Annotated in this window: 14 protein-coding genes and 3 pseudogenes; 6 read left to right on the forward strand and 11 right to left on the reverse strand. The window is 60.2% G+C overall.

From position 1 onward, the window contains the following. The 9 genes from VSX56_RS19415 to VSX56_RS19455 form a co-directional block, all read right to left on the reverse strand. The coding region (locus VSX56_RS19415; RefSeq protein ID WP_350939220.1) for a flavin monoamine oxidase family protein at positions 1-983 on the reverse strand (983 nt) is incomplete at its 3' end. 19 nt (positions 984-1,002) lie between these two features. Further along, the gene (locus VSX56_RS19420) at positions 1,003-2,355 is read right to left on the reverse strand and encodes a hypothetical protein (protein WP_350939221.1); all 1,353 of its coding nucleotides are present in this window, start codon (positions 2,353-2,355) and stop codon (positions 1,003-1,005) included. Then, positions 2,352-3,578, reverse strand: a complete 1,227-nt coding sequence (locus VSX56_RS19425) for a pyridoxal phosphate-dependent aminotransferase (protein WP_350939222.1) — start codon at positions 3,576-3,578, stop codon at positions 2,352-2,354. Before VSX56_RS19425 ends, VSX56_RS19420 begins: the two co-directional genes overlap by 4 nt. A 10-nt stretch (positions 3,579-3,588) precedes the next feature. Beyond that, a complete protein-coding gene (locus tag VSX56_RS19430; protein ID WP_350939223.1) occupies positions 3,589-4,584 on the reverse strand; it encodes a D-2-hydroxyacid dehydrogenase in 996 nt (331 codons plus the stop codon). 82 nt (positions 4,585-4,666) lie between these two features. Beyond that, entirely contained in the window at positions 4,667-5,929 is a 1,263-nt protein-coding gene (locus VSX56_RS19435) for an NAD(P)/FAD-dependent oxidoreductase (protein ID WP_350939224.1), read from the reverse strand. 106 nt (positions 5,930-6,035) lie between these two features. Beyond that, positions 6,036-7,199 (reverse strand): enolase C-terminal domain-like protein, encoded by a 1,164-nt coding sequence (locus VSX56_RS19440; RefSeq protein ID WP_349295525.1) that lies wholly within the window; start codon positions 7,197-7,199, stop codon positions 6,036-6,038. A gap of 3 nt (positions 7,200-7,202) precedes the next feature. Then, on the reverse strand, positions 7,203-7,964 hold the full coding sequence (locus VSX56_RS19445) for an amino acid ABC transporter ATP-binding protein (RefSeq protein WP_434096058.1): 762 nt from the start codon (positions 7,962-7,964) through the stop codon (positions 7,203-7,205). Positions 7,965-8,005: 41 nt separating this feature from the next. Then, positions 8,006-8,668, reverse strand: a complete 663-nt coding sequence (locus VSX56_RS19450; RefSeq protein WP_349295524.1) for an amino acid ABC transporter permease — start codon at positions 8,666-8,668, stop codon at positions 8,006-8,008. 93 nt (positions 8,669-8,761) lie between these two features. Beyond that, positions 8,762-9,631, reverse strand: coding sequence for a transporter substrate-binding domain-containing protein (locus VSX56_RS19455; RefSeq protein ID WP_350939225.1), 870 nt, complete (start codon positions 9,629-9,631; stop codon positions 8,762-8,764). 203 nt (positions 9,632-9,834) lie between these two features. On the opposite strand from VSX56_RS19455, the gene VSX56_RS19460 reads away from it, so the two are divergent. From VSX56_RS19460 to VSX56_RS19485, 6 genes and pseudogenes are all read left to right on the forward strand, one after another. Beyond that, positions 9,835-10,752, forward strand: a complete 918-nt coding sequence (locus tag VSX56_RS19460) for a LysR substrate-binding domain-containing protein (protein ID WP_339114711.1) — start codon at positions 9,835-9,837, stop codon at positions 10,750-10,752. A gap of 80 nt (positions 10,753-10,832) precedes the next feature. Continuing rightward, positions 10,833-11,607: pseudogene (locus VSX56_RS19465) on the forward strand (IS3 family transposase); the annotation flags it as partial. Between the two features lie 284 nt (positions 11,608-11,891). Beyond that, complete coding sequence (locus VSX56_RS19470) at positions 11,892-12,623, forward strand: GntR family transcriptional regulator (protein WP_339114712.1); 732 nt, start codon at positions 11,892-11,894, stop codon at positions 12,621-12,623. Between the two features lie 77 nt (positions 12,624-12,700). Beyond that, positions 12,701-13,528: an amidohydrolase family protein gene (locus VSX56_RS19475; protein ID WP_350939226.1), complete on the forward strand. Its 828-nt coding sequence runs from the start codon at positions 12,701-12,703 to the stop codon at positions 13,526-13,528. Positions 13,529-13,552: 24 nt separating this feature from the next. Continuing rightward, positions 13,553-14,851 carry an SLC13 family permease gene (locus VSX56_RS19480; RefSeq protein WP_350939227.1) on the forward strand — a complete coding sequence of 433 codons (1,299 nt, stop codon included), beginning with the start codon at positions 13,553-13,555 and terminating at the stop codon, positions 14,849-14,851. Between the two features lie 464 nt (positions 14,852-15,315). Then, positions 15,316-15,711 (forward strand): annotated as a pseudogene (locus VSX56_RS19485) (hypothetical protein); the annotation flags it as partial. Here the strand turns inward: VSX56_RS19485 and VSX56_RS19490 are convergent. After that, positions 15,660-15,920, reverse strand: a complete 261-nt coding sequence (locus VSX56_RS19490) for a PepSY domain-containing protein (RefSeq protein ID WP_350939228.1) — start codon at positions 15,918-15,920, stop codon at positions 15,660-15,662. The pseudogene VSX56_RS19485 and the gene VSX56_RS19490 sit on opposite strands and share 52 nt — an antisense overlap. An 861-nt stretch (positions 15,921-16,781) precedes the next feature. Continuing rightward, positions 16,782-17,198 (reverse strand): annotated as a pseudogene (locus VSX56_RS19495) (integrase core domain-containing protein); the annotation flags it as partial. Positions 17,199-17,284: the final 86 nt, after the last annotated feature.

The following is a 17,284-nucleotide window of genomic DNA, read 5'->3' on the forward strand; positions in this document are numbered from 1 at the left end:
TCGATCGCGGTGGTCAGAAGATGGGTCTGGCAGGTGCTGAGCACCGCAGCATAAAGCGTCTCGTTGCCCCATTGATCTCGCAGCAGGATGTCCTTGCCCGCCCGCGACAGCGCGGTCACGCGCGAGCGGGTCGCGCCGCCATTAAGCGAGGATAGCGAGGTGCCCTCCGGCCAATGCGCGCATTCAGGCGTGGCCCGCCAGAGCCTGTGCAATAGCTGCTCGACCCCACCCACCACATAACGCTGGTGGTCATCGAGCTCCAGAAGGTTCACCCGCAAGATCTCCAGCATCGAATTGGGGAAATCGCTATCCCAGCCACCAGTGCCGAAACCCACCTGCCCGAACATCTCGCGATGGCGGAAATCAAGCGCGCGGAAGGCTTCGGAATGGGTGACGAAATCATAGAAGGTGCGCTCGTCCCATTGCGCAACCAGCGGATCCCAGAGCGCCTTGATCGCGGCGGTATCGCGCTGTCGCACGGCCTCTTGCAGGGCCTTGAAATCCGACTGGTCTTCCAGCGCCTTGGTATAGGCCTGCGCGATCTCGCGGTAGATCTGTGGCAGATCGTCGAGGGAGCGCGCAAAATGCGTCTCGCCTTCAAGATCGATCACGGTCGAACCGGCAGCATCGGTCAGCGGGTTCGGGAAGGGGGCGGTTTCGCACCCCATGAGGTCCAGATAATGGTAGAAAGCGCGCGAGGAGACCGGAAAGCGCATCCCGCCCAGTTCGGCCACCACACCATCGCTGCCCTCGAAGACCTGCGAGCGGAGCCGCCCGCCGAATTGCGCGGACTCATAGATCACCGGTTTCAGGCCCAGTTTCATCAGCTCATAGGCTGCGATGATCCCCGCAGCGCCTGCGCCGATCACGGCGACTTCCGCGCCAAGGCTTGCCTCGGGCAGGCTGCCCAGCCCTGCGGGATGGCTGATCCAGCTGTCATAGGCAAAGGGGAAATCGGGTCCGAAAGCACTGAGGGTTTTCATGAAGATCTCCGTTCGGGTTTTAGCCGCCAAGGGAATAGACAAGGGCGAGCAGGCAAGCCCCCATAGCGCCACAAACCAGCACAAACCGCAGGTTCCAGCGATGGGCCACATGCGCGGCCGAGACATTGCAGAACCGCGCGACGATCAGGTTCATCGCGCTGATCGGGTTGACGCAGATCGCCAGTGCCCAACCGATACACAGCGTCAGACCAAGCGCAAGCGGATGCGCCTGACCGAGCGCCGATGCACCGAAGATTTGTGCCGCCAGCACCACCATGATCGAATTGGGCAGATAGAGGGCGGCAGCCAGCGGGATCAGCACCAGCAGGATCAGCAGCGTGGGCAGGCTGGCAAAACCGGCGCCGGACAGAACCGCCCAAAGCGGGCTCGACTGGATCGCCAGCGACAGTGCCGCTCCGATGACATTGGCCGAAAGAAACAGCGCGCCCTCATTGCGCAGATCGCCAAGGGCACCCAGGGCCTGGGTAAAGCGCTGCGGTCCTGCCTCCGTCTCGAGCGCAAGCCAGAGAAATGCGAAACAGGGCAGCACGATCACCGCGCAAAGCGTGAAACTGAGGCCGCTGGTATGGTGCAGCGCGATAGAGACCCCCAGAAGCGCTGCGGCAATAGCCAGAACAGCGGCTATGGCTCGCGGGTCTCGGGTGTCGGTGGAAGCGCCGCCCAAGCGCGCAGCTGCGGGCAGAAGCGGGAAGCGTGTGGTCACTGCCATCACAGCGACCGTAAAACAGGAGGCCAGACCGACAAGGGGCAGCGCAGGGACATTCGCCACCCCTGCGGTGACAATGGCAAAACCCAGAGACATGGGCGACCAGATCGACACCAGTGCCGCGCCGCGCATGGCGGCAATCACCATAGCCGCAGCCCCGTCCGCGTCCTTCTCGGACCGGCGCGTCAGATCGCCGATCATCGCGATAATGCCGACGTTGAACATCAGCGCCATGAATTGCGCGCCCACCAGAAGCGCTCCATAGCGGCGCTTGGGCGGCACCGAAAGCAGCGTCCGCGCGGCGGCCTGCGTGATCGCGGCACGTTTGACAGGCTGGCGCAAAAGCCCCAGCACCATCATCAGCGCGGCGAAGCCCGTGCCTTGGATCACCGCCGTGTAAAGCGCAGGTGCCCGTTCTGGGGTAAGCAGGCTTACGCACAGCAAAGCCGCACCGGCAAGCCCTGCAAAGACCCGCGCCAGAGGCAGAAGCCGCCCCCATTGGGTGGCAATCCACAGCACGGCCAAGGCCCCCGAAAGCGCCTTGAGCTGCGACAACCCCAAGACCGCACCCGCAATTAGCGTGCCCAGAAGCCCCAGTTGCAGCCAGACCCCAAGCCCGAGGGTTGCAGGGCGCGCGATACTCATGGCCGGACCAGCCCCGCACAGGCTTTGGTGATGCGGGCCATGGCCTCGGTCAGCTCGGCCTCGGAGGTCGCATAGGAGATCCGGAAGTAGGGTGACAGGCCGAAGGCCGCACCGGGCACCATGGCGACATGGGCGGCTTCCAGAAGCCACGCACAAAAATCGCGGTCGCTTTTCAGCGTTTTGCCTTCGGGCGTGGTAGAGCCAAGCAGCCCTTCACAGCTGGCAAAGGCGTAGAAGGCGCCTTCGGGTTTGCGGCAGTAAAGCCCCTCGATCGCATTGATCGCATCAACCACCAGATCGCGGCGGGCGCGGAAGCTTGCGCAGCGTTCGGCTAAAAGGTCTTGCGGGCCGGTCAGTGCCTCGAGCGCCGCCGCCTGTGCGATAGAGCATGGGTTCGAGGTAGACTGGCTCTGCACCACGGTCATTGCACGGATCAGCGCCTCGGGGCCTGCGCCATAGCCCAACCGCCAGCCGGTCATCGCATAAGCTTTGGACACGCCATTCACGATCAGCGTGCGCGCCTTGATCGCGGGTGACAGGGCGGCGGGGCTGACAAAGGCGAAATCATCATAGACAATATGCTCGTAGATCTCGTCCGAGAGCAGCCAGACATGCGGATGACGTTCGAGCACTTCCAAGAGCTTCAGCGTCTCGTCCACGCTATAGGCGGCGCCTGTCGGATTGGAGGGCGAGTTCAGCATCAGCCAGCGGGTTTTGGGCGTGATTGCCGCCTCCAGCTGTTCGGGCGTCAGCTTGAAGCCAGTCTCGCCCGAGCATTGCACCGTCACCGGCACGCCGCCGCAGATATCGACCATCGCGGAATAGGTGGTCCAATAGGGCGTGGGGATCACCACCTCGTCGCCCGCATCGAGGGTTGCCATGAAGGCGTTGAAGATTACCTGCTTGGCGCCTGCGGTGGCGATCACCTCGGCGGGGCTGTAATCGAGCCCGTTCTCGCGTTTGAACTTTTGCGCGATGGCTGCACGCAGGGCGGGGGTGCCGGCAAGGGGGGTGTAGACCGTCTGGCCGGCAAGGGCCGCGCGATGGGCGGCCTCAATGACGTTGTCGGGCGTGGCGAAATCGGGCTCGCCCGCGCCCAGCACGATGACCGGATGGCCTTGGGCCTTCAGCTCGGAAGCCCTTGCGCCGATCTGAAGAATTTCCGAGACTTTCTGCGCGGCCAGCCGTTTGGCGGGGCGGAAGGTGGGTTCTGTATCAAGCATCGAGCAATCCTCAGACGATCTGGTTGACCAGGTCGCTGCGACCATCCCAGAGCCGTTCAAGGTTCTGTTCAAGAAGCGACAGCACATTCAGCTCGTAGCGGCGGGTTTCGCCTGCGGTATGCGGCGTGACCACAACGTTTTCCATCTTCCAAAGCGCGCTCTCGGCGGCCAGCGGCTCTGCGGCAAAAACATCCAGCCCCGCCCCAGCAATCTTGCCCTCGGCAAGTGCTTTGGTCAGCGCCGCCTCATCGACACAGCCGCCCCGTGCCACATTGATCAGAAGCGCCGTGGATTTCAGAAGCGCGAGCGCCTCGGCGTCGATGATATTGGCGGTCTCTTCGGTCAGCGGACAGCTTAGCACCAGCACATCCGCCTGCCGTAGAAGTGATTTGAGGTCGGTGAAAGCATGGACCTCATCGGCATGGCCACGGCCCTTGGCCGGATCACGACGCACGCCGATGACCTTCATATCGAAAGCTTTTGCGATCTTGGCAATCCGGTCACCGATGCCGCCGGTGCCGACGATCACCATGGTTTTTCCCGGAAGCTCGTCCTCCCGCAGCATCGGGTCGCGTTGCTCGGGGCGCCAGAAAGCCTTGTGCTGGTTGTCGCGCGCTGTGGCCAGGCGGCGGGTCAAAGACAGCATCAAGCCAATGGCATGTTCGGAGACTGCATTCATATTCACGCCCTGCCCCGAGGCCAGACGAATGCCCTGCGCGGCAAAACCCGCCTTGTCATACTGATTGGTGCCCGAGCTGACAGACTGTAAATATTTCAATCGTTTGGCATGGGGAAGCAGGTCGTTTTTCCACATCATCGAGGTCACCAGAACATCGACGTCGGGGATCACTTTCAGCAGGTCGTCATAGGTGCTGACCTGAACGGTCTCGATCCCCGGCGCCTGACGGGCAAAGATCGGTTTCATGTCATAGGCGCCATGGGCAAAACAGATTTTGATCTGGTCCATCGGCGGGATGAGAGCGGTGATGGGGCTATGGTCCGTCATTGCAGAACTCCATTCAGAAAGGTGCGAGAGATCGGGCCACGACGCGCGTAGCCTGTTGGGAGGTTTGTTTTTGGTTTGGGTATTAGCCGAAGCGGCTGATGGAATAGGGAGCGGCGTCTATTTCGGGCCGCTTGTTTTCAAGGAGATCGCCCAGCAATCGGGCCGTCGCTGGTGCGGTATTCAACCCGACATGGCCATGACCGAAGGCATGAAAAAGCCCTGAACAGCGTCGCGAGGGACCGATCACCGGCAGACCGTCGGGCGTCGAGGGGCGGTTGCCCTGCCAGCGCCTCAATGCGCCTTCCGTCACCTTGAGGTCGGGATAGGTCGCCTTCAGATGCCCGAGTAGCACATCCGCACGGTGCCAGTTGGGCGGCGCCTCCGTCGATGACAGCTCGACCTGCCCAGAGGCACGCAGCCGGCCCGCCACCATTGTGTTAGCCATTTTGCCATCACTCGGCATCACCGGACGAGACGGGGTCACATTTGGATCGACGACCTCAATATGATAGCCCCTTTCGGCCTCGAGAGGGACCTTGTCGCCCACGCTTCGCGCGATGTCGGCGGAATGGATGCCCGCTGCCACGACGGCCATATCGCAGGCCAGGACTCCACCTTCGTGACGGACTCCCGTCACCTGTCCGCCTTCCTGCACGATACCGCTTGCGCGACGCGTGACATAGTCTGCACCCAGCTTGCGTGCGTAGGCGATTATCGACGCCGTATACCGGCCCGGATCGGTACATTGCCCCCCCTCAGCGACCAGAACACCAAAGCGGTAATGGTCGGAGAGGGTCGGCTCCAGCTCTTTGAGCTCGGCATGCCCGAGTTCGCGGCAGTTCACGCCCAACTCGCGGCGCAAGGACCATGTCGTTGTTTCGGCCTCGAAGGCCGCGCGGTCGGGAAAGACATACAGCAGACCGTCCTGCCGGATCAGATCGGCATGACCGATCTTCTGGGCGAGAGCCTGATGCCGCGCGACACCATTCTGCAGCAAAGCATTCAGCGCGCGGGCGGTGTAGCGTAACTTTGCCTGCGTACGACCCGCATTCAGGAAGCGCCACAGCCATGGCATCAGACGCGGCAGGGAAAGCGGTTCAATAGACAGCGGGCCGTTGCGGTCGAAAAGATACCCCGGCACTTTGCGCCACAGGCCCGGAACCGACATCGGAATGATGGATGCAGGCGAGATGAAGGCACCGTTGCCATAGCTTGCGGCTTGCGGACCGCCAGGCTGATCCGGCTCGAGGATCGTTACGCGGTGGCCGCGCTCGACCAGTTCAAGCGCAGTGCAGGCTCCGATAATCCCACCTCCGATGACGACGATATGCTTTTGATGTTCCATCGCACGAGCGATCCTTCTTGAATGACGCGCCTGCCTTCAGGCAGCCGGTGTCGTTATCCGGCGGCACTGGCAACCGGATCCCGGTATAAATGCAATGTTCCGTGCGTCAGGCCGTCGCGAGCACGCGCGCATTGGCGTGAACCGATGCGTCGGTCACCTTGATCCCAAGCCCCGGAGCTTTGGGGACGACCACCGCACCTGCCTGATTGGGGATACGCTCTTCCAGCACATCCTCGGTCAGAACGTGATGGGGCATGTAGAATTCGCACCCCAATGACATGCCGGGCGTCGCGGCGATAAACTGCGTCCCAGCCGCAAGAGCGATGCCGCCTTCCCACAAAGTGCCGCCATAGCCGGGCAGTCGGTGGGCATCAGCAATCGCCATGATCCCCTGCCCCTTCAAGAGGCCACCCGCTTTCATCAGCTTGACCGAAATCGCATCGGCGGCTTTCATGCGTATGACCTCGAGAAGATCGTGCGCATCGAAACAGCTTTCATCCGCAAGGATCGGCGCATCAAGCTTTTCACGGAAGCTGGCCATCGCCGCCAAGGCGTCTCTTGGAACGGGCTGCTCGATAAACGTCGGGGCGAATTGCGCGACATCGCGCAGGGTCGCCATAGCACCAAAGGGCGCAAGCGCCTGATTATAGTCAAGCCGCAGGTCGATCCTGTCCCCAAATTCCGAGCGCATCGCCTCAAGATGCGCCATATCGACGGCATGTGGTTTCACGCCGGTCTTGACCTTGAAGATCGTGTTTCCCTCGGGCACCATCTTTTTCATGCGCTCCATATCCGCATCGAAATCTGGATCCGCAATCGAGAAGGATAGCGGGATCGTATCCCGCACCCGCCCACCGAGAAGCTCTGCTACCGACAGGCCCGAGCGCTTGCCGAGAATGTCGAACATCGCCATCTCGATGGCCAGTTTTGCCTCGCCATGACCGATAATCCGACGGTCCATCGCAGCCATCAGTCCACGGATATTCGACAGCGGCCAGCCGATCACAAGCTCGCGCAGATAAACGTCTATTGCGGCGAAGGCCGCCTCGGATGTGCCGGTGAACACTTCCCACGGCGCAGCCTCGCCCCAGCCTTCGATTCCGTCCTTCGAGACCAGACGCAGCAGCACACGTTTGACAGTGCCTTTCACATCCCCCACGCCCTGCTGGCGCGCCATCATGATCGGGCTTTCGATCAGATAAAGGTTCAACGTCGCAATCGTATCGTCGGAGCGCGTATCGGGCGCCATCATCTGTTCCAGAACCGTCATCGGTCAGTCTTTCTTTTGTTCTGCATGAAAATGCGAAAGGAAATTACGGGTCGCCTCTTCCCGCGGTGTATCGATCACCTGCCGCGCAGGCCCGTCTTCGACAACAACCCCGTCACGCATGAAGACGACGCGATCCGCCACCTCCCGTGCAAAGGCGATCTCGTGGGTGACGATCACCATCGTCATACCTTCACGCGCCAGTTCCTTCATGGTGGCCAAAACCTCACCCACCAGTTCGGGATCTAGCGCCGATGTTGCCTCGTCAAAGAGCATCACCTCCGGCTCCATCGCAAGGGCGCGGGCAATGGCGACGCGCTGCTTTTGACCACCGGACAGGGTGTTAGGCATCTGCCGGGCCCGATCTGCAAGCCCTACCTTCTCAAGCTGGGCCATCGCCAGCTTTTCGGCTTGGTCACGCGACATCTTGCGCACCTGCATCGGGGCCTCGATGATATTCTCCAGCACGGTCAGGTGACCGAACAGGTTGAAGCTCTGGAAGACCATGCCCGTGCGTGCCCGAAACGCCGCAAGGGCTTTGGCACGGGGAACACGTGCGCCCTGGCCGAAGCTGAACGCGGTCTCGCCAACGCGGATGGCACCATCATCGGGGATCACCAACAGGTTGATACAGCGCAGCAGGGTCGATTTTCCTGAACCCGATGGCCCGATCAGCGCAACCACCCCCCCCGGCTCGACGGTAAAGTTGATATTGCGCAAGACCTCCAGATCCCCGAAGCTTTTGCGCAGGGCGCGGACATCGATCATCGGCTCGTCGCCGGAAGCGGCAACACGGCTATACGCGGTCATCAGCGATTACTCCCGAATTTCTTCTCGCGGTGGCGGACATAGATGGTCAGCGGCAGCAAGATTATGAAGTAACCGGCGGCCACGGCAGTATAGGTTTCCAGAGGGCGGAAGCTGTCATGCGCCGCGATCTGCCCCTGATAGACAAGGTCGGGTACAGCCAGAACAGATACCAAAGACGTATTCTTGAACTGCAGAATCGACTGGTTCATGAGCGCGGGCACCATACGCCGGACTGCCTGTGGCAGGATGATCCGGCGCATCGTGCGGGCGGGCGTCATACCAAGTGCAAGCCCTGCCTCATTCTGCCCCGTATCGATCGAAAGCACCCCGCCGCGGATAATTTCGGAATAGAACGAACCGCCATAGCAGGACAAAGCAAGGATCGAGGCCGTAATCGGGGTCAGCTCCAAGCCCGTCAGGATCGGCAATGCGTAATAGCACCAGATCAGTTGCACAAGGATGGGCGTGCAGCGAAACAGCTCGATCACTGCGATAGACACACCGTTTACAAAGCGGTTTTTGAGCAGCATTCCGCCCGCGCCCAGCAATCCGACCAGAAGGCCTCCGGCCACCACGGCAACCGTCAGGGCGCAGGTAATGCCAAGACCTTCCAGAAAGAGCCAGCGGTAGGTCCATAGAATGCTGAAATCCCACTGATACATGTCATTCTCCGATAAAGCCCGTTGACAGACAGGCGTTTGACCACGACGCGGCCGTGTTCTTCCCGCCAGATGCGGCGGGAAGAACAATTATGCTTAGATGCTGAAGCCGGGCGGGAAGTCTTTCTCGGTGACACCAACAAGACCCATGTTCTTGATGATCGCGTCCTTGACGAAGCCATTCTCGCGATGTTCTTCGATCCACGCATTCACGAAGTCCTGCCACGAGGTATCATCTTCGCGGCGGTAACCTGCATTCGACGTCGTGGAATCGACCGGATCAGGGATCACCAAGGTGCCGATCGAGGGATTTTTCGACACCAGTGCCAGTGCCAGAATAAGCACCAGACATTGGGCATCGGCACGACCGGTCATGACGGCGGCAGTCGCATCGGATTGCGTTTTCAAGCGAACGACGTTTGCATCGGGCAGATGGCGGGTAACAGCCGCATCATGCGAGGAGCCTGCATCCACTGCAATCGACAGTTCAGCCTTGTCGAAGTCTTTCCAGGTTTTGCCCTCGACACCCTTTTTCGTCACCAGCGAAAACGCGTTCTTGAAAACAGGTCCCGAAAAATCGATCACCTTCTGACGCTCGGGGGTCGGGTTAAGGCCGAAGAAGACGTCAAGTTTGTTGGCTTGGAGTTCCAATACCGAATTGCCCCATGTCGTCTCGGTGATATCGAGCTTTAGACCCAGATCATCCGCAAGCTTTTGACAGATATCGATATAGAAACCGCGCCATTTTCCGTCAGTGACGCCCTTTTGATAATAGGGCGCTCCGTCGGCAATGCCGCCGATACGCAGCACGCCCGATGCCTTAACTCGCTCGAGCGAACTTTGCCCTTGAGCAAACGCACCCTTACCGGCAACCAGAGCACCGGCCGCGCTTGCGCCAAGCACGGTCGCAAATCTCCGTCGATTCATCATCTCGTCGTTCCTTGTCCTGTTGGCGACAATTCCCATGGCTTTTGATCATGATTAAATAGAAGGCAAAAAATGCCTCTAAAGATGAAGATATGACCGAAAGCTGGAGCACATAGAAGTTATAGTCTGTTTTTTAAGCAAGAGTCTTATTGTTTACCCTGCTCTATATGAGTTACATCGAATTCTGCTGGAGTTAAATTTCGTAATTCTGGCTTTCGTATGATATTTACTCATGATGGAAAATGGTTAGACGGTTCATCCCATCCCTTGCCGACTTGCAGGCCTTCGAAGCGGCCGCGCGTAATCTTAGCTTCACTAAGGCGTCCGACGAACTGGGCGTCACCCAAAGCGCCATCAGTCGTAATATTGGCAATCTGGAAAAGTATCTGGGTTCCGCGCTCTTTAATCGGGCAGGACCACGCCTTGTTCTTACAGAACTTGGCTCAAGGTACTATTCTGATATCCCGAAGATCCTAGATCACCTCGAAGAAGTATCCATCGATGTCGTCAGAGGACGCCGCGCCCAAGAAGCGTTGCAGATAGGCGCCACGCCCACGATGATGACCCGCTGGCTCATGCCAAGATTGCCGGAATTCCTACAACACCATCCCGATATCAAGGTTGAACTACGTATTATCAATGACGCCGAGGACTTTGCTGAAACGAAGATCGATGTCAGCATATTACGCGGCGCCGGCCAGTGGCGGAATACGCGTGCGATCGAGTTATTTCCTGAACAACTCATCGTCGTCTGCGCGCCAGATATGCTCAAGACGATAGCACATACCCGTATATTCGACTTTGACACTATGCCCGCCCTTCAGAATGCATCAAGGTCAAGCTTATGGCTTCATTGGCTCAGACTGAGCGGTACAGACATGACTGGAACCATTCAGGGGCATCGCTTCGCCAATAGCGACATGCTGATAACAGCTGCGCAAAAAGGTCTCGGCTTTGCGGTAATACCTGAACATTACATCTATAATGAGCTCTCTGAAGGCACCCTTGCAGCACCATTCGGCGATGCCTGCTCTTCCGGTACTGGATATTGGGTCACCGTTCCCGAAAGAAAATGGGACGACACTCGCGTTCAGCTATTTCGCCAGTGGATATTGAATTACGTCAAACGTGAAGGCCGAAATAGGGCTCAGAGTCATTGAGTTCGTCTACCCTGGTCTTTCCCCACTGAAGTGGTCCACCTTTTGGGATAGTTTATCCCGTATGATGGAGGACGACTTGGATGGCAGGCAAACGCGAGAAGCCGGAAATATTGCCATGAAGCTGCGTCAGGTTGAGGTCGGTGCCAAGGCCAAGGCGCGACGCTGGCGGATGCGGTGCGTCAGATTGGTGTGACCCGAACCAGACATATTACCGTTGCCGACGTGAGTATGGCGGGATGAACCGCGATCAGCTCAAGCGACTGAAAGAACTCGAGAAAGAGAACACGCGGATTAGATGGGCCGTGTCGAATCTGACGCTCGACAAGCTGATCCTGACGGAGGCGGCAAGGATGAGGGACGTGTAGCAAACCCTCCAGTGGAGGGTTTGTAGCCCCGAACGCGCCGCCCTTCGGAGCTCGCAGCAATGTCGTCAGTGCATTGACCACGTCCGCTCGGCGCTCGGCATTTCCGAACGCCGCGCCTGTCGGGCCTTGGGACAGCACCGATCGACCCAACGCAAGATCCCGCTCGGTCGTCAGGACGAAGCTTTGCTGACCGCTGACATTATTGAACTGGGAAGGCAATACGGACGCTATGGCTATCGCCAGATCACTGGCTTGTTGGTTCAAGCGGGCAGGTCGCGTCAATCACAAGCGGGTCGAACGCATTCGGCGACGTGAAGGGCTGGAAGTCCCGCAAAAGCAGAAGAAACGGGAGCGGCTCTGGCTGGCGGATGGCTCCTGCGTCCGACTGCGGGCCGAGCAACCGAACCGCGTCTGGTCCTATGATTTCGTGCAGGACCGGACGGCAGACGGGCGGGCTTACCACATGCTCAATATCGTCGAGGAATTCACCTAGGGGCAGCGCTGGTGATCCGGGTCAAGAGCCCGCGCGACAGTGTTGCCGTGCGGGCTCTTTTGGGTCTGGGCACGCTCGCGGGCTCATTGCGGCACTTGAGCCCCCACCACCAGCGATCGACAATCTTATGGGCCCCCTCCGACTTTCGAGGCGATGGCCGGTGCTGCTCGCCCGTCATCAGGCGCCGCGGCGGGTGCAGGATGGCTAACTCCTATAGTTCTATATAGAAGTAATTGACTCTCGGTCACATCCAGCGTAGAGCGACACTGGGAGAGAGTATTATGTCCGATAAAATGCCAAATACCGCAGATCGCCGTCTGCCGGCTTATTTGCGCCTGCGCGATGAATTGGCGGCGCGTATTGCGGCGGGGGAATGGGACGCATCAGAAATGCTGCCCTCGGAAAACGCACTGACCCGCGAGAGCGGTCTGTCGGTCGGGACCGTGCGCAAGGCCGTGCAACAACTGGTTGACGAGGGTCTTCTGGAGCGCCGTCAGGGCGCGGGCACGTTTTTGCGCAAACCCGCCTTCGACAGCAGCCTGTTCCGCTTTTTCGCCCTGCGCGATGGGGAGGGGCCGTCGACTATCCCTGTCAGCCGTCTGATCGCACGGACCCGCGCCACCGCGCCCGAAGCGGTCGCCCGCATCCTGGGCACCAGCGACTGTGTCAGGATCGAGCGGGTACGCCTGTTGCAAGACATCCCGTGGCTGTCAGAAGACATCTGGCTGCCGCGCGCCCGCTTTGACGGGATCGAAGCAGTGCCCGAGATGGAGATCGGACCGCTTCTCTACCCCTTCTACCTTGGCCGCTATGGCCAGTTCATTGCCCGCGCCGAGGATGAGGTTCGGTTTGGAAAAGCGACGGAAATTGCCGCCGAACGGTTGAACCTGCCTGCGGCCGCCCCTGTTGCCCTGATCGAGCGCACGGCCTTTGCGCTGGATGGGCAGGCGCTGGAATGGCGTCTGGCCTGCGGCGCGGCCGATCGTTTCCGCTACCGAAGCCGGATCAGCTGACCCACCCGAGATCCCCCTTCCCACCCCGCCCTGATCTCGCAGGCGGATGCCTGCTGTTCCAAGCGAAGAGATGACAAATGCCAGACAAGACGCCCGAAATCACCGGTATCGACACCCATGCGCATATTTTCTCTCCCGACCAACCCATGGCCGAGGGACGCCGCTACACCCCCGATTATACCGCAAGGCTGGAAGACTGGCTGGCACATATGGCCGATCACGGCCTCAGCCATGGTGTCCTGATCCAACCCAGCTTCCTCGGGACCGATAACGGGCTGATCGCCGAGGCCATCAGCCAGCATCCGCATCATCTTCGCGGTGTGGCGGTGGTGGATCCCGAGATGTCCGAAAGCGCTCTGGCGCGGCTTGATGCGCAGGGGTTCGTGGGCGCGCGGCTCAACCTCGTCGGCCGGCCGCTCGAGGCCTATGACAGCGCGCAATGGCAGCGATTTTTCCGGCGTCTTGCCGATCTGGGCTGGCAGGTCGAGATCCAGCGCGCCTTCGAGGATTTCGCCACCATCGTCCCGCCCATCGCGACATCGGGCGTGGCGGTGATGATCGACCATTTCGGCTTGCCCAAAGGCGGTATCCGCCCCGAGGATGCCGCGCATCGCGCAGTGCTCGAAATGCTGCGCGCCCATCCGAACGCCTATGTGAAACTTTCGGCGCCTTATCGCAGCGCGCAGGATGATGTTGCCGCCCACCGGTCCTTCGAAGCATTACGCGAGGCCTGTGGCGGTGTGGCACGCTTTTGCTGGGGCAGCGACTGGCCTCATACGCAGCACGAAACCGCTGTCAGCTATGACGACCAGATGGCGCGGTTTGCCGCGCTCGTCCCCGACGCGGATGACCGCGCGCGCATCCTAGTCACAACACCCGCGGACCTGTTCCGCTTTAGCAAGTAACCATCGACGAGAGAGGGAGGAACCATGAGCCTCGTTGTCGTATTGGCCATCGTGGCCGCTATTGCCTTGGGATATAAAACCCGCATCAATATCGGCCTCTTCGCCATCGCCTTCGCCTATCTGATCGGCAGCTTCGCCATGGGCATGAAGCCCAGCGACATCATCGCGATGTGGCCGCTGAAAATCTTCTTCGTAATTTTCTCTGTCTGCCTGTTCTACAGTTTTGCCATGATCAATGGCACGCTCGAGAAGCTTGCGGGCCATCTGCTCTGGGCCTGCCGTGGCATGCCGTGGCTGCTGCCCTATGCCATCTATCTGACCGCGACGGTCATCGCCGCTATGGGCGCGGGCTATTACACGGTTCTGGCCTTCATGGCGCCGATCACCCTGATCTTGTGCCGCCGCACCGGAATGGACCTGATCCTTGGCGGCATGGCGGTGAATTATGGCGCGCTTGGCGGTGCCAATTTCATGTCGAGCCAGTCGGGCATCATCTTCCGCGGCCTGATGACCAATGCGGGTCTGGACGATAACAGCGCCTTTATCAATGCCGCAGCCATCTTCGGGGCAACCTTCGTATTGCCGCTGGTGGTGATTACGGTGCTGCTTTTCCTGACCGGCCGCCACCGCGTGATTGGCGGAACGGGCGATGCCTTCACCCGCCCCGAGCCGCTCGACGGCCGGCAGCGCGCGACCCTGTGGCTGACGCTTGCCATGATGGCCATCGTGCTGGCCGCGCCGCTTGCGCATCTGGCCTTCCCGTCCTCGACAATAGTCACCTATATCAACTCCAAGATCGATATCGGGCTGATTGCCAGTATCTTCTCGGTCATCGCGCTGCTGATGAAGCTGGGAGACGAACGTAAGGCGATCGCCTCGCTGCCGTGGGGCACGCTGATCATGATTTGCGGCATGGGCATGCTGATCTCGGTGGCGATCAAGGCGGGCACAATCGACCAGCTTGCCGGCTGGATCTCGACGACCATTCCGGCCCATCTCGTGCCGCTGGCCTTCGGGATCGTGGCCGCGATCATGTCGCTCTTCGCCTCGACGCTGGGCGTAGTAACACCTGCGCTTTTCCCGATGGTCCTGCCGCTGGCCGCCTCGCTGGGGCTCAGCCCGATGCTGATGTTCACCGCCATCGTGGTGGGCGCACAGGCAACGTCGATTTCGCCCTTCTCCTCCGGCGGTAGCCTGATCCTCGGCTCGGCTCTCGATGATGAAACGCGCGGATCGCTCTTCACGCGGCTTCTGCTCCGTGCAGCGCCTTTGGGATTTGTCGCAGCGCTGGTCTGCAACCTGATCCTGACTTTCGCCTTCTGAGGCCAAACTCAGCAGGCTGCGGCACGGCGCAAGTGCTGTGTCGCAGCCTGACTATGGCATCGGCTCTGAGCCGTTGGCGGACCCACGATGCTCGCAACCTCGACATCTGCCGGTTGTTCAAGAGCATAGAGGATGGCCCGGACGATCGCTTCCAGGGCCATTCCGATCTCGCCAATCCCGCTGTCGCTCCTCTCCCTGACCGAGGGGTTCGATATGGTCAGTGCCTGCGTGACGCGGCAAACGCGTCTTGGGGTTGGGCGCTGTCATTCCCGGCAAAGAACCGGTTGGAGTTCGTGGCCGTGCAGCGGGGAAGGTACGGGACGTCGAGGGAAGAACGCGCACCGAACCCGATGAAAGCCAAGGATGTCTGTCTTATCGGGACGATGGATTAAGCCGTCTCAGGTGCCCCGGCGCTCACGCCACAGGACGGACGGCACCTCTTTGAAGATCACCGTAAGGACTGTGTCCGACTCGGCGGGAACGCGTTGGTTTTGATCGGCGGGACGGTCAGCTTCTCAGGGCCGAATGCCGACTTCCTGTTGGATATTGTGCCGGACTTCATGCCGGTTCAGCGCCGCAACGCTGGGGCCGAAACCATCTCGACCCTCCTGTCGCTCATGTCGCAGGAGATCGAGCGAGGCGCGAGCGGCTCTATGATCTTGGGCGCACAGCTGGCAAACCGCGCCTCGGGCGGGCCTATCAGCCCCCAAGATCAGCCCCTTGACAATCATCGCCATGGCCACCGTCCAATGGGTCAGCCACACCAACGGATCCCAGATCTCGGGTGCCAAAGACTGATGCCGCGGCATCAGTCGCTTTCCTTGATCTTGACGACATCGCCCGAGGTCGGATCGATATAGACTTCCCAATGGGCTTTGTCGGCATCATCACATTCGGCTTCGATCATCCCGTCTTCCGCGCCGAATTTTGTGACGGTGCAGCCGGCATCCGCCAGCGCGACACTGGCCGCCTCCGGCGTCGTGCCAATATGATCGCCGATGGCGGGCATGGCGCAAGCAAGCATGGGAGCTGCGATGAGGGCAGTGGCAAGCAAGATCGTTTTGGTCATCAAGGTTGTCCTCCGAAAAATCCCGTCCGTCCGGATGGCCTGGGGATGCCTGACGCCCGCTGCCCCGACCGCCCGTAAGCGGCTGCTTATGATCATAAGCAAAACCCGCCGGTAACCGAGATTGCGGCTTTAAGGCGCTGGATGGAGGCCTTGCGCGCTGATCGGCGCCGCCTGCCGCACCAGCGCGGGTCAAACAGACCAGCCTCAGAAAGCGGGGCGCCTCAGTTCGAAATGTGATCCCCGATCACCGGCGCGGCAACCCGCGAAGCGACAGCACCGACCACGCCCATGAAAAGCAGTGCCATCAGGACAAATCCCAAGCCAGCGACAGCCACGGCCCGCATGATCGCGCGCTTCTGACCGAGCTGAAGAGCATTTCCGACATCCGGCGCCGCTCCAAGATCGGAGAGAAAAGGGGGGGGGCGGCCGGCAGGTGTCGATCCCCCCTATCCCGACCGCAGCCCCATCGCCCTTATCCACCATGCGCCACGGGCGCCAGTTTTACAATTTCGAGGTACTGCGGCAGCTTCAGGCAGAAAATCGCGCCCCGATGGAAGCCGATCCATATGGCCGTGCGGCCCCGCGCAAACCCCGTGGCGATCGCCCGCGATCTCGTTGCGGCCATCGACCGGGCGGCGACGCCCAAAACATAGGTCCGGCCTAGATCTTGCATCTTTGTTACAAGTCGGTCAGCCCTCTGGTGATCTGGAGAAGGGCGCGGTAAGGCGCTGGGGCGATGCCCTCGCATTTTTCTTCCGCCGATCGAAAGGGCCACTTAGGACATCCTGTCCGTCGTCGAATGATTTGGAACAAGCGGCCTGATACTGGAGCGGAGGGCTTGGGTTCATCGGGTTCAGGGTACGCTGCTTGACGTTTATGGTTCAAGCGGCGGTTTTGGATGGTTTGCAGTTTGATGCGTCTCCTTTCAGCAAGGATGGTTTCACCGCGCCGGAAGGAGACGCCGGCTGGGGTCAAGTTGCTGATGCTCTCGTGGTATCGGTGATGGTTGTAGTGATTGATGAGGGCTACGATGGCGGCTTCAAGTTCGCCCTCCATGAAGTAGTTTCTAGCAGGATGCGGTTTTTCAGGGTCTGGTGCCAAGGCTCAATCCTGCTCTGGGTCTGCGGATGCATCGGCGCACCATGAATATGCTGCACGCCTTTGTCTTCGAGGTATTCCGCCAGATCCCCCGCAATATAGGATGAGCCCACTCAGCAGCCTAGGCTTGTGCAGCACCTTGGCGCTGTCGCAGCCCGATGCAGCCAACGCGATGTCGAGTATATCACTCGGCCATTGTTCTTGAACCATGTATGGATGGCCCCTTGGCAAGTGCTTTCTTCAGTTCTGGCATTCTGGTCGGTCGC

Origin of the sequence: Thioclava kandeliae, from assembly GCF_040297545.1 — a bacterium.
GTDB lineage: Bacteria > Pseudomonadota > Alphaproteobacteria > Rhodobacterales > Rhodobacteraceae > Thioclava > Thioclava kandeliae.